Here is a 23,142-nt window from a genome sequence, read left to right on the forward strand (position 1 = left end):
CACCATATCACAGATCCATCAACAGGCGGCGGGGATCTTCGAGCATCTCTTTGACGCGGACGAGGAAGGTCACAGCGCCCTTGCCGTCGATGATCCGGTGGTCGTAGCTGAGCGAGATATACATCATCGGACGGATCACGACCTGACCGTTGATCGCCATCGGACGGTCCTGAATCTTCGCCATACCGAGGATGCCGGACTGTGGTGGGTTCAGGATCGGTGCGGTCATCAGCGAGCCGTAGACGCCGCCGTTGGAGATGGTGAAGGTGCCGCCGGTCATGTCGGCCATGGTCAGCTTGCCGTCACGGGCTTTCTTGCCCATGGCGTTTACGGCCTTTTCGATCTCGGCGAAGGACATCGCGTCGGCGTCTTTGATCACCGGCACCACAAGGCCCGTGGGCGTGCCGGCGGCGACACCCATGTGGACGTAGTTCTTATAGATAATGTCGGTGCCGTCGATCTCGGCGTTGACCTCGGGGATTTCCTTCAGCGCGTGGCAGCAGGCCTTGGTGAAGAACGACATGAAGCCCATGCGGACGCCGTGTTTCTTTTCAAAATCAGCCTTGTAGGTGTTCCGCAGCGCCATGACCTCGGTCATGTCGACCTCGTTGAAGGTGGTCAGGATCGCGGCAGTGTTCTGCGCTTCCTTGAGGCGGCGCGCCATGGTCTGCTTGAGGCGGGTCATCTTGACGCGCTCTTCGCGGGCGGCGTCATCGGGGGCGGAGGCGGCGCGGGGTGCGGCGGGTTTGGCCTCGGCCTTGGGCGCGGCAGAGGTGCCAGCGGCCACGGCTTTGGCCACGTCTTCCTTCATCACGCGGCCATCGCGGCCCGAGCCTGTCACCTGATCGCGGCTGATGCCCGCTTCGGCCATCGCCTTTTTGGCGGAAGGCGCGTCTTCGACGTCTTTGCCATCTGCGGTTTTGGTCTCAGGCGCGGCACCGGCGCCGGATTTGGCGTCTTCGCCTTTCGGGGCGGCAGCACCGGAACCGGAGGTCAGAACGGCCAGCGTGGCAGAGGCTTCAACTGTGCTACCTTCTTCGGCGAGGATCTCGGCCAATACGCCAGCGGCGGGCGAGGGCACTTCAACGCTGACCTTGTCGGTTTCCAACTCGCAGAGCATCTCGTCGGCCTCAACACTGTCGCCGACTTTCTTGAACCAAGTGCTGACGGTCGCTTCGGTGACCGACTCGCCCAGTGTTGGCACTTTGACCTCGGTGGTTTCGCCTTCGCGGGCGGCCACATCGGCAGAGCCTGCGTCGATCGACTTGGGCGCATCGCCGCCACGGTCGGATTGAGAGGCAGCCTCGTCATCTTTGGCGGCTTCTTTGGCTTTGGGGGCCGCATCGCTGCCGCTGTCACCTTCGCTGACATTGGCCAGCAGGGCGTCGACGCCGACGGTGTCACCCTCTTGAGCAACAATCTCGCTCAGGGTGCCAGCTACGGGGCTGGGCACTTCGACGGTGACCTTGTCGGTCTCCAATTCGCAGAGCATTTCATCCACCGCGACGGTATCGCCGGGCTTCTTGAACCATGTGGCAACGGTGGCTTCGGTGACGGATTCGCCCAGCGTGGGTACGCGTACTTCGCTTGTCATGGTCTTAGTTTCCTTTGATGGTCAGCGCCTCGTCGACGAGGGCGGCTTGTTGTGCTTTGTGCTGGCTGGCCAGACCCGTGGCGGGCGAGGCGGCGGTGGCGCGGCCCACATAGGAGGCGCGGCCATGCTTGGCGTCGATGCGGCCCAGAACCCATTCGATGTTGGGCTCGATAAAGGACCAGGCACCTTGATTTTTAGGCTCTTCTTGGCACCAGATCATCTCGGCCTGTTTGAAGCGCTCCAACTCTCGGACCGCGGATTGCGCGGGGAAGGGGTAGAACTGCTCGAACCGCAGGATGTAGACATCGTCGATGCCACGCGCGTCGCGCTCTTCCAGCAGGTCGTAATAGACCTTGCCCGAACACATCACCACGCGCTTGATCTTGTCATCTGCCACCAGTTTGGTGTCTGAGTTGCCCTTTTCGGCGTCATCCCAGAGCACCCGGTGGAAGCTGGAGCCGGTGGTGAAATCCTCGGCCTTGCTGACGGCCAACTTGTGGCGCAGCAGCGACTTGGGGGTCATCAACATCAGCGGCTTGCGGTAGCTGCGGTGCAGCTGACGGCGCAGGATGTGGAAGTAGTTGGCGGGCGTGGTGCAGTTCGCCACGATCCAGTTGTCGCCGCCGCACATGGTGAGGAAGCGCTCCAGACGGGCAGAGGAGTGCTCAGGCCCCTGACCCTCATAGCCATGCGGCATCAGGCAGACGAGGCCCGACATGCGCAGCCATTTGCTTTCACCGCTTGAGATGAACTGGTCGAACATGATCTGCGCGCCGTTGGCGAAGTCACCGAACTGCGCCTCCCAAAGCGTCAGCGCGTTGGGTTCGGCGAGGCTGTAGCCATACTCAAACCCCAGCACCGCATATTCGCTGAGCATGGAGTCGATGACTTCATACTCGGCCTGACCCTCGCGGATGTGGTTCAGCGGGTAGTAGCGGTCTTCGTTGTCTTGATTGATAAAGGCCGAGTGCCGCTGGCTGAAGGTGCCGCGCGTACTGTCTTGGCCTGACAGGCGCACTTTGTAGCCCTCGGTTTGGAGCGAGCCGAAGGCCAAAGCTTCGGCCGTGGCCCAGTCAAAACCTTCGCCGCTGTCGAACATCTGCTTTTTGGCTTCCATCAGACGACCGATCGTCTTGTGCAACGGGAACCCATCAGGCGCAGTGGTCAGCGCCTTGCCAACCTGTTCCATCGTCTCCGGTGCAATGGCCGTCTTGCCGCGCTGGTAGGACTTTTTCTTTTTGTCCATGCCGGACCATTTGCCGTCCAGCCAGTCGGCCTTGTTGGGGCGGTATTCTTTACCGGCCTCAAACTCTTCGCCCAGTTGTTTCTGGAACGCAGATTTCATGTCCTCGATCTCGCCCTCGGGGATCAGACCGTCTTTGACCAAACGTTCGGTATAAAGGCTGAGCGTGGTCTTTTGCTTCTTGATGCTCTTGTACATCACCGGGTTGGTGAACATCGGCTCGTCGCCTTCGTTGTGACCAAAGCGGCGGTAGCAGAAGATGTCGATGACCACGTCTTTGTGGAATTTCTGGCGGAACTCGGTGGCCACGCGGGCAGCGTGAACGACCGCTTCAGGATCATCGCCGTTAACGTGGAAGATCGGTGCCTCAACCACCAGCGCGTTGTCGGTGGGGTAGGGCGAGGAGCGCGAGAAATGCGGCGCGGTGGTGAAACCGATCTGGTTGTTCACCACGATATGCATGGTGCCGCCGGTCTTGTGACCCTTGAGGCCCGAAAGTGCGAAACATTCGGCCACAACACCTTGACCCGCAAAGGCCGCGTCGCCGTGCAACAGGATCGGCATCACGGCGGTCCGGTCTTCGTCGTTCAGTTGGTCCTGCTTGGCGCGGACCTTGCCCAGTACGACGGGGTTCACTGCTTCGAGGTGCGAGGGGTTGGCGGTGAGTGACAGGTGGACGGAATTGCCGTCAAACTCACGGTCAGACGACGCGCCGAGGTGGTATTTGACATCGCCAGAGCCGTCGACATCTTCGGGTTTGAAGCTGCCGCCCTGAAACTCGTTGAAGATCGCCCGGTAGGGTTTTTGCATCACATTGGCGAGCACCGACAAGCGGCCCCGGTGGGGCATGCCGATGACAATATCTTTGACGCCCAACTGGCCGCCGCGTTTGATGATCTGCTCCATCGCGGGAACAAGGCTTTCGCCGCCATCAAGACCGAAACGCTTGGTGCCCATGTATTTGACGTGCAGGAACTTCTCGAAACCTTCGGCTTCGACCAGCTTGCTCAGGATCGCCTTGCGGCCTTCCTTGGTAAATTGGATTTCCTTGCCGTAGCCCTCGATCCGCTCTTTCAGCCAACCGGCCTGCTCTGGGTCCGAGATATGCATGTATTGCAGCGCGAAGGTGCCACAGTAGGTCGAGCGCACGATGTCGACGATCTGCTTCATCGTGGCCACTTCGAGGCCCAGCACATTGTCGATAAAGATCGGACGATCCATGTCGGCATCGGTGAAGCCGTAGGATTTAGGGTCAAGTTCGGGCTGGTTGCCCGTGTCGCGCATGCCAAGCGGGTCAAGCGAGGCGGCCAGATGGCCCCGGATGCGGTAAGCGCGGATCAGCATCAACGCGCGGATACTGTCCAGTACGGCGCCGCGGATTTGATCGGTGGAAACTTCGACACCCTTCTCGGCGGCCTTGGCTTTGATCTTGTCGCCAGCGGATTTCGCCTCTTCGGGTTCGGGCCAAACACCGGTCAGCGCGCCCATGACTTCGCCTGCGGGGGCGGGGGGCCAATCGGGCCGCGCCCAAGAGGGGCCGGCGGCCTCTGCCTGTGCAGTCCCGGCGTCATCGCCCATCGCCGCGAAAAATTCCTGCCAAGCGTCGTCGACCGCATTGGGGTCGTTGGCATAGCGGGCGTACATCGCCTCAAGATACTCTGCGTTTTCGCCTTCCATAAAAGAAGAGGCGTGGAACTGTTCGTTGGCGGGTTGGTCGGTCATGAGAGTACCTCGTGTGGGTTGGGACCGTAGGCATAGGGGTCGTGGGGTCTTGCAGCACCCCAAGAGGCACCGCAAGACCGGAGGGGCATCAGCCCTTGTCGATCGCTTCCTTGACCGCTTCGCCCAGTGTCGCGGGGCTGTCTGCCACGACGATACCGGCTTCTTTCATCGCTTCGATCTTGCTCTCCGCGTCGCCTTTGCCACCGGCGACAATCGCGCCTGCGTGGCCCATACGGCGGCCGGGAGGGGCCGTGCGGCCCGCGATGAAACCAGCGGTCGGCTTCCAGCGGCCTTTCTTCTTTTCGTCGGCCAAGAACTGTGCCGCTTCCTCTTCGGCGGAGCCGCCAATTTCGCCAATCATGATGATCGACTGTGTTTCGGGGTCGGCAAGGAACATTTCCAGCACGTCGATATGCTCGGTCCCTTTGATCGGGTCGCCGCCAATGCCGACAGCGGAAGACTGGCCGAGGCCCATGTCGGTGGTCTGCTTGACCGCTTCATAGGTAAGCGTGCCCGAGCGCGATACAACGCCAACCGAGCCGCGACGGTGGATGTGGCCCGGCATGATGCCGATTTTGCAGGCGTCAGGCGTGATAACGCCGGGGCAGTTTGGGCCGATGAGGCGCGACTTGGAGCCTTCGAGCGCGCGGGCGACGCGGGCCATGTCGAGCACCGGGATGCCTTCGGTGATGCAGACGATCAGCTCCATTTCGGCGTCGATCGCCTCAAGGATCGAGTCGGCGGCGAAGGGGGGCGGGACGTAGATCACGGAGGCATTGGCCTCGGTCACGTGCTTGGCTTCGTGCACGGAGTTGAATACCGGCAGGTCGAGATGCGTCTGACCGCCTTTGCCGGGCGTGACGCCGCCAACCATCTTGGTGCCATAGGCGATGGCCTGTTCGGTGTGGAACGTCCCCTGCGAGCCGGTCAGACCCTGACAGATGACTTTGGTGTTTTCGTTGACTAGTACGGCCATGATTTCTTCCTTGGTCGGTGATATTTAATCCCGGGGGCGGGCCCCGGGGGCGTCAGACGCGGTGCGCCCGGTTGGTGGGATGCGCTGTGGCAGGCGCAGGGCCGGGCCACAGCAGGATGGCGGCGAGGAACATGACCGGGATGCCAAGCTCCCCGATCTCCTCGACGACGAAGGCGGTGCGTTCGGCATCGGCGGAAACCTCGATCCCCAAGGGAGCGAGTTTGCGCGCAATGCCGTCGAGCAGTTTGTAAGCGACCGTGAAGCCGATCCCCAGCAGGACGGCCCCGGCCCAAGCGCGGCCGCGAAACAGGGCCGTGAGATAGGGACGGGCGTGACGCCGAAGCATCAGCAGGATCGCGGTGACGATCAGCGCAAGGATCAGTGCGGCGATCAGCCGTTCGGCCAGTGGCACGCCCTCACCGGTATATTGCCGGGCTTTGAACAGACCGCGAGAGAAGAGGCTTTTGTCGAGGTCCAATTCGCGCGCGGCCATGACCGCCAGCACCAGCGGCAGATACCAGACCCGCAGCACCGCGCCGCGCAGCGTCCAGACCAATGCGAGAATGCAGAGGATATAGCCCACGACGGAGAGGCTTTCGTAAAAGCCGCCTTCGGCCAGCAAGGTGGTTTGGGTGGCGGCAGGCAGGCCGTTCACGACGACCATCTGCGCGGCAAAGGCCACGATCAGGGCAAGGATCACCCACCAGCCGGTGCGAGAGGAGGAAAGCGCCTGTGTCATAGGCCTACCTTCTGCGGGGCACGGTCGCGCTTGGCCGCGTGTTGGGAAAGGGAGGCGGAGGTAAGCGCGGGCATCAGTAAAGCTGCTCATCTTGATCGACCAGCAGGTCCAGCACCCGCAGGGTCAGCAGGCCCGCGCCCATGATCATCAGGCTGCGGCCAATGGAGCCGGTGAGGTTCGACGGCAGGATCATCGCCAGCCCGTCACGGGATTTCCGCGCGGCGCGGCGCATTCCGCGGTCGTGGCGCCGGTGGTTGACCGGTTCGGGCAGACGCAGGGCGCCGGGTTGCCACTGCCGGATCAGAATGCCCGCCCCCAATAGCGCAATACCCGTCAGAACGGGGGAGGATTTGGGAGAGTGATCCATACTGACCTCATTGCTCCATTGGGGCATCATCGGGTGGGCGCGGCACTGTTTCGTCGCATCGGCTCCTGCCGCAGCGGGGCGGCAGGAACGGTGATATCGGCCACCCCCGATCGGCGCGAAAGCCGTGCGGGGGTGATCGGGGAAGGGCTTAGCCTTTGACCGCTTTCACGATCTTCTGCGCGCCATCTTTCAGGTCGTCGGCGGCGATGACGTCGAGACCGGAGTTGTTGATGATCGCTTTGCCTTCTTCGACGTTGGTGCCTTCGAGACGGACAACCAGCGGCACTTTCAGACCGACTTCTTTCACCGCGGCGACAACGCCTTCGGCGATGACGTCACAACGCATGATGCCGCCGAAGATGTTCACGAGGATGCCTTTGACGTTCTCATCGGAGGTGATGATCTTGAAGGCTTCTGTGACTTTCTCTTTGGTCGCGCCACCGCCTACGTCGAGGAAGTTGGCAGGCTCGGCACCGTAGAGTTTGATGATGTCCATTGTCGCCATGGCAAGGCCCGCGCCGTTCACCATGCAGCCGATCTCGCCATCCAGCGCGATGTAGTTCAGGTCATACTTGGAGGCTTCGAGTTCCTTGGAGTCTTCCTCGGTCTCGTCGCGCAGGTTGGCGATGTCGGGCTGGCGGTACATGGCGTTGCCGTCGAAGCCAACTTTTGCGTCGAGCACTTTCAGGTCGTTGCCGGGCATGACGATTAGCGGGTTGATCTCAAGCATCTCCATGTCCTTCTCGATGAAGGCTTGGTAGAGTTGACCCATCAGCTTGACGCACTGCTTGACAGCGGTGCCTTCGAGGCCCAGCGAAAAGGCCACGCGGCGGCCGTGGTAGGGCTGGTAGCCGGTGGCCGGATCGACGGAGAAGCTGAGGATTTTCTCAGGCGTCGCTTCGGCGACTTCTTCAATGTCCATGCCGCCTTCGGTGGAGCAGACAAAGGAGATGCGGCTGGTTTGGCGGTCCACCAGCAGGGCGAGGTACAGCTCACGCTCGATGTCGGAACCATCTTCGATGTAGATGCGGTTGACCTGTTTGCCTGCGGGGCCGGTCTGGTGCGTGACCAGCGTCTTGCCCAGCATCTTTTTGGCTTCTTCAGCGGCTTCTTCCACGGATTTGGCAAGGCGCACACCGCCCTTTTCGCCAGCGGAGGCTTCTTTGAAGCTGCCTTTGCCGCGGCCACCTGCATGGATCTGCGCTTTGACCACCCAAAGCGGGCCGTCCATCTCACCAGCGGCGGTCTTGGCGTCTTCGGCCTTGAGCACGACGCGGCCGTCGGAGACAGGGGCGCCATAGCTGCGCAGGAGGGCTTTCGCCTGATATTCGTGGATGTTCATGAAAAACGGTCCCGTTTCTGTTCCAGTTGCCCCGTAGTATGGGGGTGACTCTCGTTCCTGTAAGGGTTTTTTCGGAGAAAGTCGGGTTTGACCAGCTAAAAATGCGTTTTGTGATCACACGATAAATGCGTGTGATCACAAAATTGCTCAGCCCGTCCGAATCGGCTGATTTTTGCTTGTATTAGGGGGGATAGGTGGCCCGACCGTCTGGTCGGGCCGATATTTCAGCGCGGCATGAGCGCCCAATAATCGAGGTCAAGAAGAACCTCTGGGCGGTATTTACCCTCTTCATCGCGTAACTCAAAGGGGGCACCCCCTTTGGTGGCCACCAGCCGCAGTCGGATTGCGCCGACGCCGGGGGCTGCTGTCTCGGCTTTGTCGAGGACTTCGGTCCACGCGCGGATCGTGTCGCCCGATAGGCAGGGGTTCGCATGGGCCCCACCGTTCAGCCCCACGATCATCTGCGCATTGGCCAACCCGTTGAACGACAGCGCCCGCGCCATTGAGATAACATGGCCGCCATAGATCAACCGCGACCCATCGGGCCGAGCGGACGTGTCGAAATGCACTTTCGCGGTGTTCTGCCATAGGCGCGTGGCGATCATGTGTTCGGCTTCTTCGACAGTCACACCGTCCACGTGGTCGATCTTTTCACCCAGTTCATAGTCACCCCAGCGGTGCGGCTCTCCGGCTTGGGCGAAGTCGTAGTCGGAGAAAATCAGCCCCTCCGGCACCTTGAGTTGGTTGACGGTCAGGGCGTCGGGTAGGTCAGGCACGGTTGTCTGGGGCGCGGCGGCGTCCAGATCGCCTTTGCGCACCATCACCCAGCGGACGTATTCCAAGACCTTCTCGTTGTGTTGGTTCAGCCCGGTGGTGCGAACCCAGACCACACCAGTCTTCCCGTTGGAGTTTTGCTTGAGACCGATGACTTCGCTTTCGGCGCGCAGCGTGTCGCCGGGCCAGACTGGCGTTAGCCAGCGGCCTTGCGCATAGCCAAGGTTGGCCACCGCGTTGAGCGAAACATCCGGCACGGTTTTGCCAAAGACGATGTGAAAGGCGATCATATCGTCAAGCGGGCTGGATTTAAGCCCGCAAGATTGTGCAAAACTGTCCGCGGAATATAGCGCGTGACGCGCGGGATATAGCGCATGATAGAGTGCGCGTTCGCCCTCTCCAACCGTGCGGGGCACTGCGTGGTGCAGCACCTCGCCCAGTTGATAATCTTCGAAAAAGCGGCCGCGATTGGTTTTACTCATCACTGTTCGCCTAGTTTGGTGTCGGGCGAATAGGTGCCGGGCGCGTCCTTTACCACGGCTTGGCCGCAGCGCATGACCCCGGCTTTGTGGTCCCATGTCTGGGTCGGGGAGCCGTAAAGCTCCCAGCCTTTGTTCAATGCATCGGTGACCTTATGGCAAAAGGCGGACGTGTCTTCTTCGGAAAGGAAGCGGTAAACTTTCATGGGAGGCTCCGGATCAATTGGGGAAGGGGATAACGCCGAGCCATGTGTGAATGCCGGCGACAAGGACGAACATGATCGTAGAGATGACGATCAGGCGGATATAGGTTGGGCGGCCAGCGCGGGGCGGGGGTGTCCAGCCCGGCTCGGCCCGGTTGATGAGGATCACTTCGCTGACCGCCCAGCCCAGCATGGTGCCGAAGAGCAGGATCGAGGCGAGATCACCGTTCACCAGTAGGTGTGCCGTGGCCCAGATTTTGACGGCCAGCAGTTGCGGGTGGCGGGTTTTATAGGCGGGCCAGGCTTTGGCACCTTTGGCTGCACTTGAGCCGAAGACCCAGAAGGCCAGCACCATCAGCAGGTTGTTGAGATGGGTAAGGAACGCAGGCGGGTTCCAGACAGGGATGAAGTCGGCCGCGCGATAGCCCCAGATGATTAGAGCAAGTGCCACGACCAGCGCCAGTGCGACTGCGCCTCGGCCTGCGGTGCCGAGTTCTGCCCGTTTGGCAGGCATCAGACGTTTAAAGAGATGGGCACCGACCCAGAGGATCAGACCGAGGATGAGAATTGTCATGGCGAGGGCTCCGGGCTCATGGCTGCAATTGCCGCCAGTTTTGCCAGTGTTTCGCGGGCGGTGGCAACATGGAGATTTTCCACGATCTTTCCGTCGACGACCGCCACGCCCTGACCGGCGGCCTGCGCCTCTTCATAGGCGTCGATCTGGCGGCGGGCGAGGGCGGCTTCCTCCTCCGATGGGGTGAAGGCCGCATTGGCGATCTCGAGCTGTGCCGGGTGGATCAGCGTTTTGCCGTCAAAGCCCATGTCGCGACCTTGGTCGCATTCGGCGCGCAGCCCGTCGTCATCCTTAAACGCATTATACACCCCGTCGATGATCGCCACGCCATGCGCCTTGGCGGCGAGCAGGCAGAGGCCGAGGCCGGTGATCAGCGGCAGGCGGTCGGGGCGGAAGCGGGTTTGCAGGTCTTTCGCCAGATCATTGGTGCCCATGACCATGGCCTGCAACTGGCGGTGTCCAGCGATGGCGGCGGCGTTGAGCATCGCGCCGGGGGTTTCCATCATTGCCCAAAGTGGCACATCGCCCACAATCTCGGTCAGCGCTTCGAGATCTGCAGGGGAGCCGACTTTGGGCAGCAGAATCGCATCGGGCTTCATAGCCGCGGCGGCACGGGCGTCGTCCGCCCCCCATTCGGTATCCAGCCCGTTGATCCGCACCACCCGCATCCGTGCGCCGTATCCGCCTGTAGCGAGCGCCTCAGCCAATGTTTCACGTGCGGCGACTTTCTCATCAGGGGAAACGGCATCTTCGAGGTCGAAGATCACCGCATCACAGGCCAGACCGCGTGCTTTTTCGAGCGCGCGAGGCTTGGAACCGGGGATGTAGAGAACGGAACGCAGCGGGCGGGTTGTGGCGGTCATGTATGGCTCCTTAGGCAGGGCGGCGCATCGGCCACCTAACATTGTTGCGTGCAGAGGGGCATTTTTGTGCGAAAACTTCAAGGCAAAACATGCCGCGGCGCAGCGAACGCTGTTGCGCGGCTGTTCCGGACGGCGGGTTAACCACTCCTTCAGGCCTAGGGCGCAATTTGGTCTGCATCGCATCTGTCGAAACATCACACCACAGCAGGTGCAGTCATTTCAACCTAGGCCGCCCACGGTCCGATGTGAAATACAGCGCATCGCCAGTCCCAAGGGCCACGCCTTTTGATACACAGGCAGATGCTATGACACGTTTAATGAAAATCTTTCACCTTGCTGCGCTGACCGCCGCGTCGGCCTTGGTGCTTGCCACCACGACAGAAGCGCAGACGCGCGGCCATTGCGCCCCACGCGACCACGTTGTGCTGCGGCTGGCCGATGGATTCGGTGAAACGCGGCAGTCTATGGGGCTGGGCGGCGATAATGCAGTGGTCGAAGTCTTTGCCTCTCGTCAGACGGGAAGTTGGACGATCACGGTAACGGGCACCAACGGGATCACTTGTCTGGTCGCATCGGGGCAGGGGTTTGAGGAATTGGCCGAAGCGTTACCAGCCAAGGGCGAGGATGCGTAATATAGGTCGGACGGTTAAGTGAGGCGCGGGCGGCCAGTGGCCGCCTTTTTTGTGTTTCGGGCATGGCGGATGGCGCTATTTATTTAAGCAGCGGTGGAACTGGATGAGGCCATTCGGGTTGTGGTTCCAGAAGAGCGAACAACACTCGCTCACTGGAAGGAGTACTACAATGAAACGTTTTTTGAGCACCACAGCCATCGTACTGACCATGTCCGGCGCAGCCTTTGCTGACGCGCATTCCGAAGGCTTTGGCAACGTCGCCGTTGAGCAGACAGACTTCCTTGCATCCGACCTGATCGGTATGCGGATTTACAACTCTGAAGCCGAAGTCGATGCCGCGACACCTGTCGCAGCCGACGCAGAGCAAGAGTGGGATGACATTGGCGAGATCAACGACATCATCGTGACCAAAGACGGTGACGTGACTGCCGTTATTCTTGGTATCGGTGGCTTCCTTGGTATGGGTGAACGCGACGTGTCCATCTCCATGGATAAGATCACCATCCTGAACGACGAAGACGGTGATCGTTTCCTCGTTGTGAACACCTCGAAAGAGATGCTGGAGCAGGCCCCTGAATTCGAACGCCCCATGATGGAAGGCGAAGCGATGGAAGGTGAAACCATGGAAGGCGAGCCGATGACCGAAACTGGCGACAACGCCACAGTCGTCGACGGTGCTGAAACCGAAACTGAGGAAATGGCCAACGAAGTAGACGCCGAGACCGACGAAATGGCGCAGGACGCTGAGAACGCGGCCGAGAACGTTGAAGCCGAAACCGAAGAAATGGCCAATGAAGTAGAGGCCGAATCTGAGGAAATGGCGGAAGAAGCCGACACCATGATGGAAAACGCCGAAGCCGAGACAGAAGAAGCTGTCAACGAAGCTGACGCCAACACCACCGTAATCACTGGTGACGAGACCGTTGAGCGTGACATGCTGCCGCGCCCAGAAGTTGAGCGCGAAGGTTATGAAGCCGCCGAAGCGGGCATGATCGAGCAGTTGACTGCTGAAGACCTTGAAGGCTCCTATGTATATGGTGCCAATGACGAAACCGTAGGCGAAATCGACTCGCTGCTGCTTGGCGACGACGGCCAGATTGACCGTGTTGTCATCAACGTAGGCGGTTTCCTTGGTCTGGGCGAAAAGCCAGTGGCCGTGACATTTGATGAGCTGCAGGTTCTGAAAAACGTCGAAGGTGACGATGTGCGTATCTACATCGACAGCACCGAAGAGCGTCTGGAATCGCAGCCCGAATACGAAGCTGAATAATTCTTCGCTCTAAGTTTCAGCAATTGGCCGCCCTTCGGGGCGGCCTTTTTCGTGGTGAGGGCAGTGTTTAGCCGCTGCGTAATGCTGCAACTTGCACGGGACGGTGCATTTCGGTATCTCCGGCGCAAATGAAACCTCTGTCGGAGACATGACCATGGCCAGACCCAAGATCGCGCTTATTGGCGCGGGGCAAATCGGCGGCACTCTCGCCCATCTCGCAGCGTTGAAGGAATTGGGCGATGTCGTCCTTTTTGACATTGCCGAGGGCACCCCTGAGGGCAAAGCTCTCGATATCGCGTCGTCGGGCCCTTCGGGCAAGTTCGACGCCACCATGTCGGGCACCCAAGATTACGCCGACATCGCAGGCGCGGATGTCTGCATCGTCACCGCCGGTGTTGCACGCAAGCCGGGCATGAGCCGCGATGACCTGCTGGGCATCAACCTCAAGGTTATGAAATCCGTGGGCGAGGGCATTGCCAAACACGCGCCGGACGCTTTCGTGATCTGCATCACCAACCCGCTTGATGCGATGGTCTGGGCGCTGCGTGAATTCTCCGGTCTGCCGCACAACAAGGTTTGCGGCATGGCAGGCGTGCTTGATAGCGCGCGTTTCCGTCACTTCCTCGCGACTGAGTTCAACGTCTCGATGAAAGACGTCACTGCCTTCGTTCTGGGCGGCCACGGCGACACAATGGTGCCGCTGGTGCGCTACTCCACCGTTGCAGGCATCCCGCTGCCCGATCTGGTCAAGATGGGCTGGACCACGCAGGACAAGCTTGACGCGATCGTGCAGCGCACCCGTGATGGTGGCGCCGAGATCGTTGGTCTGCTGAAGACCGGTTCGGCCTTCTACGCGCCTGCCACTTCCGCCATTGAGATGGCCGAAGCTTATCTGAAAGACCAAAAGCGCGTGCTGCCCGCAGCGGCGCATGTCGATGGTGCTTACGGCTTGAATGGCTTCTACGTCGGCGTGCCTACCGTGATCGGTGCTGGCGGTGTCGAGCGCGTTGTCGAGATTTCGATGAACAAAGACGAGCAGGCGATGTTCGACAACTCCGTCAATGCGGTCAAAGGTTTGGTCGAAGCCTGCAAAGGCATCGACGAGAGCCTCGCGTAAGCGCCAGAACACACCATTTGGAAAGCGCGTCCCTAGCGGGGCGCGCTTTTTCGTTCCGGGGGGGGATGCTGATTTTGTGATCACACGATAATCTGCTGTGATCACAAAAGCGGGCAGGACCACATCACTCTGTCATTTTCCACCGAAACACCGGCCAAACCTCGCAGATTCCCCGCAGTTCCCCGTGACAGTCCTGTAAAAACCGCTATCAAGATGCAAAGCACAGGACAAAGCACAGGACAAAGGACCGCGCCATGGCCGATGTGAACCGGGGTAACCGCCCGCTTTCCCCGCATTTGACGATCTACCGCCCACAATTGACCTCTATGACGTCGATTCTCACCCGGATCACCGGCAACGCGATGTTGATCACCGCGCTGTTGATCGTGTGGTGGTTCCTCGCCGCGGCGACGTCGGTTGAGTATTTTGATACCGTGAACGGGATCATGACCAGCTGGTTCGGTGATCTAGTGTTCACCCTGTCGCTCTTGGGTCTGTGGTATCACACGCTCGCCGGCATCCGGCACCTGATCTGGGACACGGGCCGCATGCTCGACGTGCCGACCGCGGAAAAGCTGGGCTGGACCGCGCTGATTGGGTCGGTCGTGCTGACCATCCTGACCATCATCATCGTTTGAGGAGCGACACCATGGCATACATGACAGATCGCAAACGCGCCCGTGGCCTTGGCTCGGCGAAAACCGGCACCGCGCATTTCTGGGCGATGAAAGTGTCCTCGCTGGCGCTCTTGGTGTTGATCCCGCTGTTCGTCTTTACCTTCGGCAGCGCGCTTGGCGGTACGTACGAAGAGATCCTCGCCTATTACGCGCGGCCATTCCCGGCCATCGTGGCGGCCCTGACGCTGATCGTGGGCTTTAAACATTTCAATGACGGTGTGCAGGTGCTGATCGAGGACTATGTCCATGGGCTGGCCAACAAGATCGCCCTCATCGTGATGACCATCATCAGCTACGGCGCAGCAGCGGTCGGCGTTTTCGCTATCGCCAAGCTCGCCCTGTAACAATACGCCCAAACGGGAGACCGATTAAATGGCAGCATATGAATACGAAACCCACGAATATGACGTTGTCGTGGTGGGGGCAGGCGGTGCTGGCCTGCGCGCGACTTTGGGCATGGCGGAGCAGGGGCTGCGCACGGCCTGTATCTCCAAGGTTTTCCCAACCCGCAGCCACACCGTGGCGGCGCAGGGCGGCATTGCCGCGTCCTTGAGCAACATGGGCCCGGACAACTGGCAGTGGCATATGTATGACACGGTCAAAGGCTCGGACTGGCTGGGTGATACCGACGCGATGGAATACCTCGCCCGCGAAGCGCCTAAAGCGGTTTACGAGTTGGAGCATTACGGCGTGCCCTTCTCGCGCACCGAAGAGGGCAAGATCTACCAGCGTCCCTTTGGCGGTCACACCACCGAATTCGGCGAAGGCCCCCCCGTGCAGCGGACCTGTGCCGCCGCCGACCGGACCGGCCACGCGATCCTGCACACGCTTTACGGCCAATCGCTGAAGCAGAACGCGCAGTTCTTCATCGAGTATTTCGCCATCGACCTCATCATGTCGGATGACGGCGTTTGCCAAGGCGTGCTCTGCTGGAAGCTCGACGACGGCACCATGCATCTGTTCAGCGCCAAAATGGTCGTGCTGGCGACGGGCGGCTATGGCCGGGCCTATTTCTCGGCCACTTCGGCGCATACCTGCACCGGTGACGGCGGCGGCATGGCGGCCCGTGCGGGCCTGCCGCTGCAAGACATGGAATTCGTGCAGTTCCACCCCACCGGCATCTACGGAGCAGGCTGCTTGATCACCGAAGGTGCGCGCGGCGAAGGCGGGTATCTGACCAACTCCGAAGGCGAGCGTTTCATGGAACGCTACGCGCCGACCTACAAAGACCTCGCCTCGCGTGACGTTGTTTCGCGCTGCATGACGATGGAAATCCGCGAAGGCCGTGGTGTGGGCGAGAACAAAGACCACATCCACCTGCACCTGAACCACCTGCCGCCGGAAACGCTGGACCTGCGCCTGCCGGGCATCTCGGAATCCGCGCGCATCTTTGCAGGTGTGGACCTGACGAAAGAGCCGATCCCGGTGCTGCCGACGGTACACTACAACATGGGCGGCATCCCCACGAACTACTGGGGCGAGGTGCTGAACCCGACCGCCGACAACCCCGACGCCATCGCACCCGGCCTGATGGCCGTGGGCGAAGCGGGCTGTGCCTCCGTGCATGGTGCGAACCGTCTGGGCTCCAACTCGCTCATCGACCTCGTGGTCTTTGGCCGCGCCGCTGCGATCCGCGCGGCCAAGATCGTCGACCCTGAAACTGCCGTGCCGACGCCGAATATGGCCTCGGTTGAGAAGGCATTCGACCGCTTCGACGGATTGCGCCACGCCAAGGGTGGCACGCCGACTTCGGAACTGCGCCTTGAGATGCAAAAGACCATGCAGGCCGACGCCGCCGTTTTCCGCACCGATAAGACGCTGGAAGAGGGCCGCGAGAAGATGATCGAAGTCGCCGACAAGCTGAACGACCTGCACGTCACCGACCGCAGCCTCGTGTGGAACTCTGACCTGATGGAGACGCTGGAGCTGACCAACCTCATGCCCAACGCCACCGCCACGATCACCGCCGCCGCTGCCCGCAAAGAGAGCCGTGGTGCACACGCCCATGAGGACTATCCGGATCGGAACGACGACGAGTGGCGCAAGCACTCGCTGGCGTGGTTCGATGGCAATGACGCGAAACTCACCTACCGCGCCGTGCACCTCGATCCGCTGACGAAAGAAGACGAGGGCGGCATCGACATGAAGAAGATCGCCCCCAAGGCACGGGTGTATTGATGGTTCGCACAGCACTCATCGCGGCCACGTTTGCAGCTCTCTCGGGATGTGTCGAAGTACAGCAGGCGGTGGATGACACCGCCCGCCAAGGCTCCAAAGGGGTGGTGACCGAAGTTCTGGCCACCCGTTTCCCGCAGGTGCCGAAAGAGCTAATCACCCCCTTCACCGATTGCATCATCGACAATGCCGACGCGCTTGAGCTGCGCGAATTGGCCCGCGCCGCCGTGGTCGGCGTGGATGACACAACAGCGGGCACCGTGCGCACGATCCTGTCGCGCCCCGAGACCCGTACCTGCCTGCTGGCCGCCGCGCCCGCAGCTGGCATGACGCTTTAGGAGACGCACAATGGTTCAACTGACGCTTCCCAAAAACTCCCGCATGACCAGCGGAAAAACATGGCCCAAGCCGCAAGGCGCGACCAACCTGCGCGAGTTCCACATTTATCGCTGGAACCCCGACGACGGGAAAAACCCGGCGCTCGACACCTATTTCGTCGACATGGACGATTGTGGCCCGATGATCCTTGATGCGCTGATCAAGATCAAAAACGAGATTGACCCCACGCTGACCTTCCGCCGCTCCTGCCGCGAAGGCATCTGCGGCTCCTGCGCGATGAATATCGACGGGATCAACACACTGGCCTGCACCTACGGCATGGAAGAGATCAACGGCGTGGTCAAAATCTACCCGCTGCCGCATATGCCGGTGGTCAAAGACCTGATCCCCGATCTGACGCACTTCTACGCCCAGCACGCTTCGATCCAACCCTGGCTGGAAACCGAGACGCCTGAGCCGCGTAAAGAGTGGAAACAATCGATCGACGACCGCGCCAAGCTCGACGGTCTTTATGAGTGCATCATGTGCGCCTGCTGCTCGACTTCCTGCCCCAGCTACTGGTGGAACGGCGACCGCTACCTCGGGCCGGCAGCGCTGCTGCATGCCTACCGCTGGATCATCGACAGCCGGGACGAGGCGACAGGCGAGCGCTTGGATGACCTCGAAGACCCCTTCAAGCTCTACCGCTGCCACACGATCATGAACTGCGCCAAGACCTGCCCCAAGGGGCTGAACCCGGCAGCGGCGATTGCCAATATCAAAAAACTGATGGTCGAACGGACTGTCTAAAGACAACAGGGCCCGGCCAAGCGCCGGGCCTTTGGTTATCTTATGATCCTACCCTTCGTCATCGTTATCGTCTTTGTGATCGTGCTGATCTTTGCCCGTCGCAACGCGCCCACGCGCGACTGCCGCTGGCGCGAAGACCGGGCAGGGGACAAGGGCGCCCTGCGCAAATACCACTGCGTCGCCTGCGGGGCCGAAGCCTACCGCAGCGAAGGCCCACCGGACCGCTGCCTCAAAGGGCTCGATACACCGCGCCTGTAAGCCATGCTCTACATATTTCCGCACGCGCCTGATACCCACCACAACAACAGCAAAAGGCGCGACCCCTGCCGCGCCTCTTCATCCTTTTTCAAATACCGTCCGCACTCTCAACGGGCGCGCGCCTCAGGCAAATGCCGCTTCCAGTGCAATCTCAACCATATCACCAAAGCTCTTTTCGCGGTCCTCTGAAGGCAACGCCTCACCAGTCTGCAAATGATCGCTTACGGTCAATACGGCCAGCGCCCGGCGCTTGTGCCGCGCGGCTAGCGTGTAAAGTTCAGCCGCTTCCATCTCGACGCCCAGAATACCATGGCGGACCATTTGTTCGTCCAGATCAGGGCGTTCGGCATAAAAGACATCCGAAGAATAGATGCCACCGACATGGGTCTTGGCATCCAATTTCTCGGCAGCTGTGACGGCCGCGCGCAAGAGCCCCCAGTCTGCGCAGGGCGCATAGTTCAATTCACGGAATATGCCGGAAGAAGGGGAGGTGATGGTGCTGGCGGTCATGGCGATGATCACGTCACGAATGCCAACATGGCTTTGCATCCCGCCGCAAGACCCGATGCGGATCAAAGTCTGCGCGCCATATTCCGTCATCAGTTCATTGGCATAGATCGACAGGGATGGCATGCCCATGCCGGAGCCTTGGATGGTTACGCGATTGCCGCGCCATGTGCCGGTGAAACCCAGCATCCCGCGGACTTCGTTGACCAATTCGGCCCCTTCGAGAAAAGTCTCAGCCGCCCATTTTGCGCGGTAAGGATCGCCGGGCATCAATACGGTTTCAGCAATATCGCCGACTTTGGCGCCAATATGGACGGTCATTTCTATCTCCTGATGTTTCGCGCATTTTGCCTGTGGGCGGCGCGGTTCACAAGGGGAGTGATGGATGACGTAAAGGCGGTAACTGGAGGGACAGGGGCACCGCGAGATAATTCACGAATGCGTTATTCCCGAAAAAAAGGCACCGGCGAAACCCAATTCGCGCGGTGCCTACAATTCGTCGGGGCGTCGATTAAAGCCGCATTGTTTCGGGATCGCTGCCTTTTTCTACCTGTGCGCGAAACCAATTTGGCTGACGGCCTTTGCCGGTCCAGGTTTGGGATGGATTTTCCGGATTGGCAAATTGGGGCTTTGATTTCGGGCCGGTTGCCGCTTTGCGTGGTTTCTTAGCCTTCTTGGGTGCGGGTGCTTCTTCGGCCAAGTCATTGAGGGAAAAGCCATATTCCGCCGCAGCCTTTTGGGCCGCTTTGCGCGCAGCGCGGCGTTCGCGCGACTGCGCCGCCTGCAATGCCTTTTTGACATCCGACAGAAGTTTCTCCAGATCCTTGCGGCTCATGGATTTCAGGTCTTTTTCCATATCTGATTTTTCCTTTCCAGATTGTGCTGGTCAGGGCAATTATAGAGCTAATTCGCCAATTGCACGATATATTTTGTGTCAAACTACTCGGCGGCTACCGCAGCGGGGTCGGCGAGCGTAATGATATCATGCATAATCACGTTCAATTCGAAGTCTTTAGGCGTATATACCTGCGCTACCCCGGCGGCCCGCAGACGGGTTGCGTCGGCTTCGGGAATAATACCGCCGACAATTACCGGGACATGGTTCAGCCCGGCCTCTGCCATGCGTTTCATAAGTTCTTCGACAAGTGGCACATGAGATCCCGAAAGGATCGACAGGCCGACAACATGGGCGTCTTCCGCTTTTGCGGCCTCGACGATCTCGGCAGGGGTCAGGCGGATGCCTTCATAGCTGATGTCCATGCCGCAATCGCGGGCGCGAACGGCGATCTGTTCGGCCCCGTTAGAGTGGCCATCAAGCCCCGGTTTGCCGACGAGGAACTTGAGCCTGCGGCCCAGACGGTCACTTACCGCATCTACTGCGTCACGCAGATCATCCAACCCTTCGGTCTTGTTCGATTGGCCTGCGGAAACCCCTGTGGGGCCACGGTATTCCCCATGTACCGCGCGCATCTGAGCGGCCCATTCACCGGTGGTTACGCCAGCCTTTGCGGCGGCGATTGAGGCGGGCATGATGTTTTCACCCTTCTCGGCCGCGAGGCGCAGTTCGGCCAGCGCCTTTTTCACTGCATCGTCATTGCGGGCCGCGCGCCATGCTTCAAGCCGAGAAAGCTGATCGGCTTCTGCCCCCGGATCGGATTGCATGATATCGCCCGCGCCCGTCATCAGCGGAGAGGGCGCGCCTTGTTGCCATTTGTTGACCCCGACAACCACGGTTTCGCCGCTTTCAATTCGGCGCAGACGGTCGGCGTTACTTTCGACCAAACGACCCTTCATGTAATCAATCGCGGAAATAGCACCGCCCATTCCGTCCAAGTTCGCCAATTCCGCGCGCGCGCCTTCTTTAAGTAATTCAACCTTCGCGTCGACCGCCGGGTTGCCGTCGAAAAGATCGTCGAATTCCAAAAGATCGGTTTCATGAGCCATGATTTGCTGCATCCGCATTGACCATTGCTGGTCCCATGGGCGGGGCAGGCCGAGCGCTTCGTTCCATGCGGGCAATTGCACAGCGCGGGCACGGGCTTTTTTCGACAGGGTCACGGCCAGCATTTCAATGAGAATACGGTAGACGTTATTCTCGGGTTGTTGTTCGGTCAGCCCCAGTGAATTGACCTGCACCCCATAGCGGAAACGTCGGAATTTCGGGTCATCCACGCCATAACGCTCGCGGCAAATTTCATCCCATAGGTCCACGAAGGCACGCATTTTGCACATTTCGGTGACAAAGCGGATGCCTGCGTTCACGAAAAAGGAAATACGGCCCACCAATTGCGGGAAATCTTCCGCGGGGACACGGGGCTTTAGGGCATCCAACACGGCTGTCGCAGTGGCCAGCGCAAAGGCCAATTCCTGTTCAGGCGTCGCCCCGGCCTCTTGCAGGTGGTAGGAACAGACGTTCATCGGGTTCCATTTTGGCACGTTAGTATAGCAGTATTCGGCCACATCCGCGATCATCTTGAGCGAGGGCGCCGGCGGGCAGATATAGGTGCCGCGGCTGAGGTATTCCTTGATCAGATCATTCTGCACCGTGCCCTGCAGCGCGGTCACATCCGCGCCCTGTTCCTCGGCCACGGCGATATATAGCGCCAGCAGCCAAGGGGCCGTTGCGTTAATCGTCATGGAGGTGTTCATCTTCTCAAGCGGAATGCCGTCGAACAGCGCGCGCATGTCGCCGAGATGGTTCACCGGCACGCCTACCTTGCCGACCTCACCGCGGCTGAGCACATGGTCGCTGTCATAGCCGGTCTGGGTCGGCAGATCGAAAGCGACCGAAAGGCCGGTCTGCCCGCGCTCAAGGTTGGAGCGGTAAAGCGCGTTGGAGGCGGCGGCGGTGGAATGGCCCGCATAGGTGCGAATGAGCCAGGGGCGGTCTTTCTGCGATTGGGTCATTGGGGCCTCTTGAATCTGTTTGGCAATAAAGTTGCGTCATGCTGTTGATAGGCGAAACAATGTGGCGCTGTCAATTCGCTGCGTTGCGGCATCGTCTGTGCCGCTGCGGCGCGGGTAGAAACAGATAAATATTGTCCTCTCAGTCCCGCGCTGTAAGGGTTAACCCATGACGCAGACCGTGCAATTGCCCCTTTGGCTGTTCATCCTCATCGTGGTTTTCGCAGCCGTCACGGCGCTGAGCCATTTTCTGCTGCCTTCGGTGCGTTGGTTCTTTCGCCGACGGCTGGAACGGGCAGTGGAGCGGCTGAACAAGCGGCTCACGCGGCCGATTGAGCCGTTCAAACTGGCGCGGCGGCATGACATGATTCAGCGGCTGATCTATGATCCTCAGGTCAGTCTAGAGATCGTTAATTACGCTCGCAGCAATGGCGTGCCCGAGAACGTCGCCTTTCAAAAAGCCCGTGATTATGCACGTGAGATCGTGCCGCGTTTTTCCACCTTTGCGTATTTTAGCTTTGGCATCCGGCTGGCGCGGCTTCTGGCCAATGCGGTCTACCGGATCGAGACAGCGGCGAGCAACGAGACGACTTTTGCTTCTCTGCCCCGCGACGCCACGGTGGTTTTCGTTATGAACCACCGCTCGAACATGGACTACATGCTGGTGACCTACCTCGCCGCGCGGTCCTCGGCGCTGAGCTATGCAGTGGGGGAGTGGGCGCGGGTCTGGCCGCTTAGCACGCTGATCCGTTCCATGGGTGCGTACTTTATCCGACGCCGTTCGCGCGGGGCGCTCTATCGCAAGGTGTTGGCGCGTTATGTGCAGATGGCCACGGCTGGCGGCGTAACGCAGGCGTTTTATCCCGAAGGGGGGCTGAGCCTCACCGGCGCGCTACAGCCGCCGAAGGTTGGCTTGCTGTCCTATGTGGTTGAAGGCTTTGACCCCGAGGGCGAACGCGACATCATCTTTGTGCCAGTGGCGATTAACTATGACCGCGTGCTGGAAGACCGGGTTTTGATCGCCGCCGGGCAGCGCGGTGACCGTCGCTTTGGTGCGCGGATCACGGTGGTTGTGGGCTTTGTCCTGCGCAAGATGTGGCGGCGAATGCGGGGGCATGACACGCGGTTCGGGACCGCTGCGGTGACCTTTGGTGATCCGTTGTCGTTACGGCGTACGGGGGCGGAGGTGCCGGTCTCGGAACTGTCGGAGATGTTGATGGACCGGATCGCGCAGGCGATGCCCGTGCTGACGGTGCCGCTGATCGCGCGGGTCATGTTGCAAACGCAAGCCCCGATGAGCGAGGCGGAATTGCTGTCGAAGGTCGGCGCTACGCTGGGGCAGATGCCGCAGCGCAACCGCGTGCCAAAGCCCGAGGTTCTGGCCGAGCGCGTGGCCCGTGCCTCGGCTCGGTTGATGAAACGTGGTGTCATTTCTGAAGGTGCACAGGGGTTGGAAATCGTGCCGGGGCAGGAGCCTGTTTTGGCCTTTTACGCTAACTCTATTGCGCATTTTCCGAGCGAAGATGCTGCACCTGCGGCGGAAATTGCTGCAACCGCTGGGTCATAAAATTACAAAAGTAGAGTTGCAGGGGTTGCAA

The 23,142-nt window shown here is 60.3% G+C and carries 24 protein-coding genes; 11 read left to right on the forward strand and 13 right to left on the reverse strand.

Features of this window, described 5'->3' with window-relative positions; all coding sequences use genetic code 11:
* Positions 1-7 precede the first annotated feature (7 nt).
* The 5 genes from odhB to ACSQ16_RS06955 form a co-directional block, all read right to left on the reverse strand.
* Entirely contained in the window at positions 8-1,594 is a 1,587-nt protein-coding gene (odhB, locus tag ACSQ16_RS06935; RefSeq protein ID WP_243261189.1) for a 2-oxoglutarate dehydrogenase complex dihydrolipoyllysine-residue succinyltransferase, read from the reverse strand.
* Between the two features lie 4 nt (positions 1,595-1,598).
* On the reverse strand, positions 1,599-4,559 hold the full coding sequence (locus ACSQ16_RS06940; RefSeq protein WP_243261188.1) for a 2-oxoglutarate dehydrogenase E1 component: 2,961 nt from the start codon (positions 4,557-4,559) through the stop codon (positions 1,599-1,601).
* Between the two features lie 88 nt (positions 4,560-4,647).
* Positions 4,648-5,535 carry a succinate--CoA ligase subunit alpha gene (gene sucD, locus ACSQ16_RS06945; RefSeq protein WP_067630488.1) on the reverse strand — a complete coding sequence of 296 codons (888 nt, stop codon included), beginning with the start codon at positions 5,533-5,535 and terminating at the stop codon, positions 4,648-4,650.
* 52 nt (positions 5,536-5,587) lie between these two features.
* The gene (locus ACSQ16_RS06950) at positions 5,588-6,274 is read right to left on the reverse strand and encodes a hypothetical protein (protein ID WP_243261187.1); all 687 of its coding nucleotides are present in this window, start codon (positions 6,272-6,274) and stop codon (positions 5,588-5,590) included.
* A 73-nt stretch (positions 6,275-6,347) separates the two neighbouring features.
* Entirely contained in the window at positions 6,348-6,641 is a 294-nt protein-coding gene (locus ACSQ16_RS06955) for a hypothetical protein (protein ID WP_093928414.1), read from the reverse strand.
* Here ACSQ16_RS06955 and ACSQ16_RS06960 point away from each other — a divergent pair.
* On the forward strand, positions 6,633-6,800 hold the full coding sequence (locus ACSQ16_RS06960) for a hypothetical protein (protein ID WP_243261186.1): 168 nt from the start codon (positions 6,633-6,635) through the stop codon (positions 6,798-6,800). The two genes, ACSQ16_RS06955 and ACSQ16_RS06960, sit on opposite strands and share 9 nt — an antisense overlap.
* Here the strand turns inward: ACSQ16_RS06960 and sucC are convergent.
* The 5 genes from sucC to ACSQ16_RS06985 all read right to left on the reverse strand — a co-directional run bounded on the left by sucC (position 6,790) and on the right by ACSQ16_RS06985 (position 10,876).
* A complete protein-coding gene (gene sucC / locus ACSQ16_RS06965; RefSeq protein WP_243261185.1) occupies positions 6,790-7,983 on the reverse strand; it encodes an ADP-forming succinate--CoA ligase subunit beta in 1,194 nt (397 codons plus the stop codon). The genes ACSQ16_RS06960 and sucC overlap by 11 nt on opposite strands.
* 224 nt (positions 7,984-8,207) lie before the next feature.
* A complete protein-coding gene (locus ACSQ16_RS06970; protein ID WP_243261184.1) occupies positions 8,208-9,239 on the reverse strand; it encodes a MaoC family dehydratase in 1,032 nt (343 codons plus the stop codon).
* Positions 9,239-9,442 (reverse strand): DUF1737 domain-containing protein, encoded by a 204-nt coding sequence (locus ACSQ16_RS06975; protein ID WP_067261906.1) that lies wholly within the window; start codon positions 9,440-9,442, stop codon positions 9,239-9,241. The genes ACSQ16_RS06970 and ACSQ16_RS06975 overlap by 1 nt, the downstream gene beginning before the upstream one ends.
* Before the next feature lie 13 nt (positions 9,443-9,455).
* Complete coding sequence (locus ACSQ16_RS06980; protein WP_243261183.1) at positions 9,456-10,013, reverse strand: NnrU family protein; 558 nt, start codon at positions 10,011-10,013, stop codon at positions 9,456-9,458.
* Positions 10,010-10,876, reverse strand: a complete 867-nt coding sequence (locus ACSQ16_RS06985) for an HpcH/HpaI aldolase/citrate lyase family protein (RefSeq protein ID WP_243261182.1) — start codon at positions 10,874-10,876, stop codon at positions 10,010-10,012. The genes ACSQ16_RS06980 and ACSQ16_RS06985 overlap by 4 nt, the downstream gene beginning before the upstream one ends.
* Before the next feature lie 305 nt (positions 10,877-11,181).
* Here ACSQ16_RS06985 and ACSQ16_RS06990 point away from each other — a divergent pair, with 305 nt between their 5' ends.
* The 9 genes from ACSQ16_RS06990 to ACSQ16_RS07030 all read left to right on the forward strand — a co-directional run bounded on the left by ACSQ16_RS06990 (position 11,182) and on the right by ACSQ16_RS07030 (position 18,133).
* Positions 11,182-11,508 carry a hypothetical protein gene (locus tag ACSQ16_RS06990; protein ID WP_243261181.1) on the forward strand — a complete coding sequence of 109 codons (327 nt, stop codon included), beginning with the start codon at positions 11,182-11,184 and terminating at the stop codon, positions 11,506-11,508.
* Between the two features lie 169 nt (positions 11,509-11,677).
* The gene (locus tag ACSQ16_RS06995; RefSeq protein ID WP_243261180.1) at positions 11,678-12,778 is read left to right on the forward strand and encodes a PRC-barrel domain-containing protein; all 1,101 of its coding nucleotides are present in this window, start codon (positions 11,678-11,680) and stop codon (positions 12,776-12,778) included.
* A 154-nt stretch (positions 12,779-12,932) separates the two neighbouring features.
* Positions 12,933-13,895: a malate dehydrogenase gene (gene mdh / locus ACSQ16_RS07000; protein WP_067261933.1), complete on the forward strand. Its 963-nt coding sequence runs from the start codon at positions 12,933-12,935 to the stop codon at positions 13,893-13,895.
* A 254-nt stretch (positions 13,896-14,149) separates the two neighbouring features.
* Complete coding sequence (gene sdhC / locus ACSQ16_RS07005; protein WP_243261179.1) at positions 14,150-14,533, forward strand: succinate dehydrogenase, cytochrome b556 subunit; 384 nt, start codon at positions 14,150-14,152, stop codon at positions 14,531-14,533.
* A gap of 11 nt (positions 14,534-14,544) precedes the next feature.
* Entirely contained in the window at positions 14,545-14,916 is a 372-nt protein-coding gene (sdhD, locus tag ACSQ16_RS07010) for a succinate dehydrogenase, hydrophobic membrane anchor protein (protein ID WP_067940260.1), read from the forward strand.
* A gap of 28 nt (positions 14,917-14,944) precedes the next feature.
* A complete protein-coding gene (gene sdhA, locus ACSQ16_RS07015) occupies positions 14,945-16,750 on the forward strand; it encodes a succinate dehydrogenase flavoprotein subunit (protein ID WP_243261178.1) in 1,806 nt (601 codons plus the stop codon).
* On the forward strand, positions 16,750-17,085 hold the full coding sequence (locus ACSQ16_RS07020; RefSeq protein ID WP_243261177.1) for a hypothetical protein: 336 nt from the start codon (positions 16,750-16,752) through the stop codon (positions 17,083-17,085). Before sdhA ends, ACSQ16_RS07020 begins: the two co-directional genes overlap by 1 nt.
* 10 nt (positions 17,086-17,095) lie before the next feature.
* Complete coding sequence (locus tag ACSQ16_RS07025) at positions 17,096-17,875, forward strand: succinate dehydrogenase iron-sulfur subunit (RefSeq protein WP_132446576.1); 780 nt, start codon at positions 17,096-17,098, stop codon at positions 17,873-17,875.
* A gap of 42 nt (positions 17,876-17,917) precedes the next feature.
* A complete protein-coding gene (locus tag ACSQ16_RS07030) occupies positions 17,918-18,133 on the forward strand; it encodes a hypothetical protein (protein WP_067261889.1) in 216 nt (71 codons plus the stop codon).
* Positions 18,134-18,256: 123 nt separating this feature from the next.
* Here the strand turns inward: ACSQ16_RS07030 and deoD are convergent, their stop codons facing one another.
* From deoD to ACSQ16_RS07045, 3 genes are all read right to left on the reverse strand, one after another.
* On the reverse strand, positions 18,257-18,961 hold the full coding sequence (gene deoD, locus ACSQ16_RS07035) for a purine-nucleoside phosphorylase (protein ID WP_243261176.1): 705 nt from the start codon (positions 18,959-18,961) through the stop codon (positions 18,257-18,259).
* 190 nt (positions 18,962-19,151) lie between these two features.
* Positions 19,152-19,496, reverse strand: a complete 345-nt coding sequence (locus tag ACSQ16_RS07040) for an H-NS histone family protein (protein WP_243261175.1) — start codon at positions 19,494-19,496, stop codon at positions 19,152-19,154.
* An 83-nt stretch (positions 19,497-19,579) separates the two neighbouring features.
* Positions 19,580-21,547: a protein meaA gene (locus tag ACSQ16_RS07045; RefSeq protein ID WP_317405856.1), complete on the reverse strand. Its 1,968-nt coding sequence runs from the start codon at positions 21,545-21,547 to the stop codon at positions 19,580-19,582.
* A 166-nt stretch (positions 21,548-21,713) separates the two neighbouring features.
* Between ACSQ16_RS07045 and ACSQ16_RS07050 the strand changes: the two genes are divergently transcribed.
* Positions 21,714-23,111, forward strand: a complete 1,398-nt coding sequence (locus ACSQ16_RS07050) for a 1-acyl-sn-glycerol-3-phosphate acyltransferase (protein WP_243261173.1) — start codon at positions 21,714-21,716, stop codon at positions 23,109-23,111.
* Positions 23,112-23,142 lie beyond the last annotated feature (31 nt).

The sequence above is a fragment of the Sulfitobacter sp. SH24 genome (assembly GCF_965641895.1).
Lineage (GTDB): Bacteria > Pseudomonadota > Alphaproteobacteria > Rhodobacterales > Rhodobacteraceae > Sulfitobacter > Sulfitobacter dubius.

Excerpts from the sequence above, each read along its gene's own strand:
- ACSQ16_RS07030 (WP_067261889.1), top strand. The coding sequence starts at position 17,918 with ATGATCCTACCCTTCGTCATCGTTATCGTCTTTGTGATCGTGCTGATC.
- ACSQ16_RS07025 (WP_132446576.1), top strand. The coding sequence starts at position 17,096 with ATGGTTCAACTGACGCTTCCCAAAAACTCCCGCATGACCAGCGGAAAA.
- sdhC (WP_243261179.1), top strand. The coding sequence starts at position 14,150 with ATGGCCGATGTGAACCGGGGTAACCGCCCGCTTTCCCCGCATTTGACG.
- sucD (WP_067630488.1), bottom strand. The coding sequence starts at position 5,535 with ATGGCCGTACTAGTCAACGAAAACACCAAAGTCATCTGTCAGGGTCTG.
- ACSQ16_RS06970 (WP_243261184.1), bottom strand. The coding sequence starts at position 9,239 with ATGAGTAAAACCAATCGCGGCCGCTTTTTCGAAGATTATCAACTGGGC.
- ACSQ16_RS07020 (WP_243261177.1), top strand. The coding sequence starts at position 16,750 with ATGGTTCGCACAGCACTCATCGCGGCCACGTTTGCAGCTCTCTCGGGA.
- ACSQ16_RS06995 (WP_243261180.1), top strand. The coding sequence starts at position 11,678 with ATGAAACGTTTTTTGAGCACCACAGCCATCGTACTGACCATGTCCGGC.
- ACSQ16_RS06980 (WP_243261183.1), bottom strand. The coding sequence starts at position 10,013 with ATGACAATTCTCATCCTCGGTCTGATCCTCTGGGTCGGTGCCCATCTC.
- ACSQ16_RS06940 (WP_243261188.1), bottom strand. The coding sequence starts at position 4,559 with ATGACCGACCAACCCGCCAACGAACAGTTCCACGCCTCTTCTTTTATG.
- ACSQ16_RS06955 (WP_093928414.1), bottom strand. The coding sequence starts at position 6,641 with ATGGATCACTCTCCCAAATCCTCCCCCGTTCTGACGGGTATTGCGCTA.
- deoD (WP_243261176.1), bottom strand. The coding sequence starts at position 18,961 with ATGACCGTCCATATTGGCGCCAAAGTCGGCGATATTGCTGAAACCGTA.
- ACSQ16_RS06950 (WP_243261187.1), bottom strand. The coding sequence starts at position 6,274 with ATGACACAGGCGCTTTCCTCCTCTCGCACCGGCTGGTGGGTGATCCTT.
- sdhD (WP_067940260.1), top strand. The coding sequence starts at position 14,545 with ATGGCATACATGACAGATCGCAAACGCGCCCGTGGCCTTGGCTCGGCG.
- ACSQ16_RS07050 (WP_243261173.1), top strand. The coding sequence starts at position 21,714 with ATGACGCAGACCGTGCAATTGCCCCTTTGGCTGTTCATCCTCATCGTG.
- ACSQ16_RS06985 (WP_243261182.1), bottom strand. The coding sequence starts at position 10,876 with ATGACCGCCACAACCCGCCCGCTGCGTTCCGTTCTCTACATCCCCGGT.
- mdh (WP_067261933.1), top strand. The coding sequence starts at position 12,933 with ATGGCCAGACCCAAGATCGCGCTTATTGGCGCGGGGCAAATCGGCGGC.
- ACSQ16_RS06990 (WP_243261181.1), top strand. The coding sequence starts at position 11,182 with ATGACACGTTTAATGAAAATCTTTCACCTTGCTGCGCTGACCGCCGCG.
- ACSQ16_RS06975 (WP_067261906.1), bottom strand. The coding sequence starts at position 9,442 with ATGAAAGTTTACCGCTTCCTTTCCGAAGAAGACACGTCCGCCTTTTGC.
- ACSQ16_RS07040 (WP_243261175.1), bottom strand. The coding sequence starts at position 19,496 with ATGGAAAAAGACCTGAAATCCATGAGCCGCAAGGATCTGGAGAAACTT.
- sdhA (WP_243261178.1), top strand. The coding sequence starts at position 14,945 with ATGGCAGCATATGAATACGAAACCCACGAATATGACGTTGTCGTGGTG.
- ACSQ16_RS07045 (WP_317405856.1), bottom strand. The coding sequence starts at position 21,547 with ATGACCCAATCGCAGAAAGACCGCCCCTGGCTCATTCGCACCTATGCG.
- odhB (WP_243261189.1), bottom strand. The coding sequence starts at position 1,594 with ATGACAAGCGAAGTACGCGTACCCACGCTGGGCGAATCCGTCACCGAA.
- sucC (WP_243261185.1), bottom strand. The coding sequence starts at position 7,983 with ATGAACATCCACGAATATCAGGCGAAAGCCCTCCTGCGCAGCTATGGC.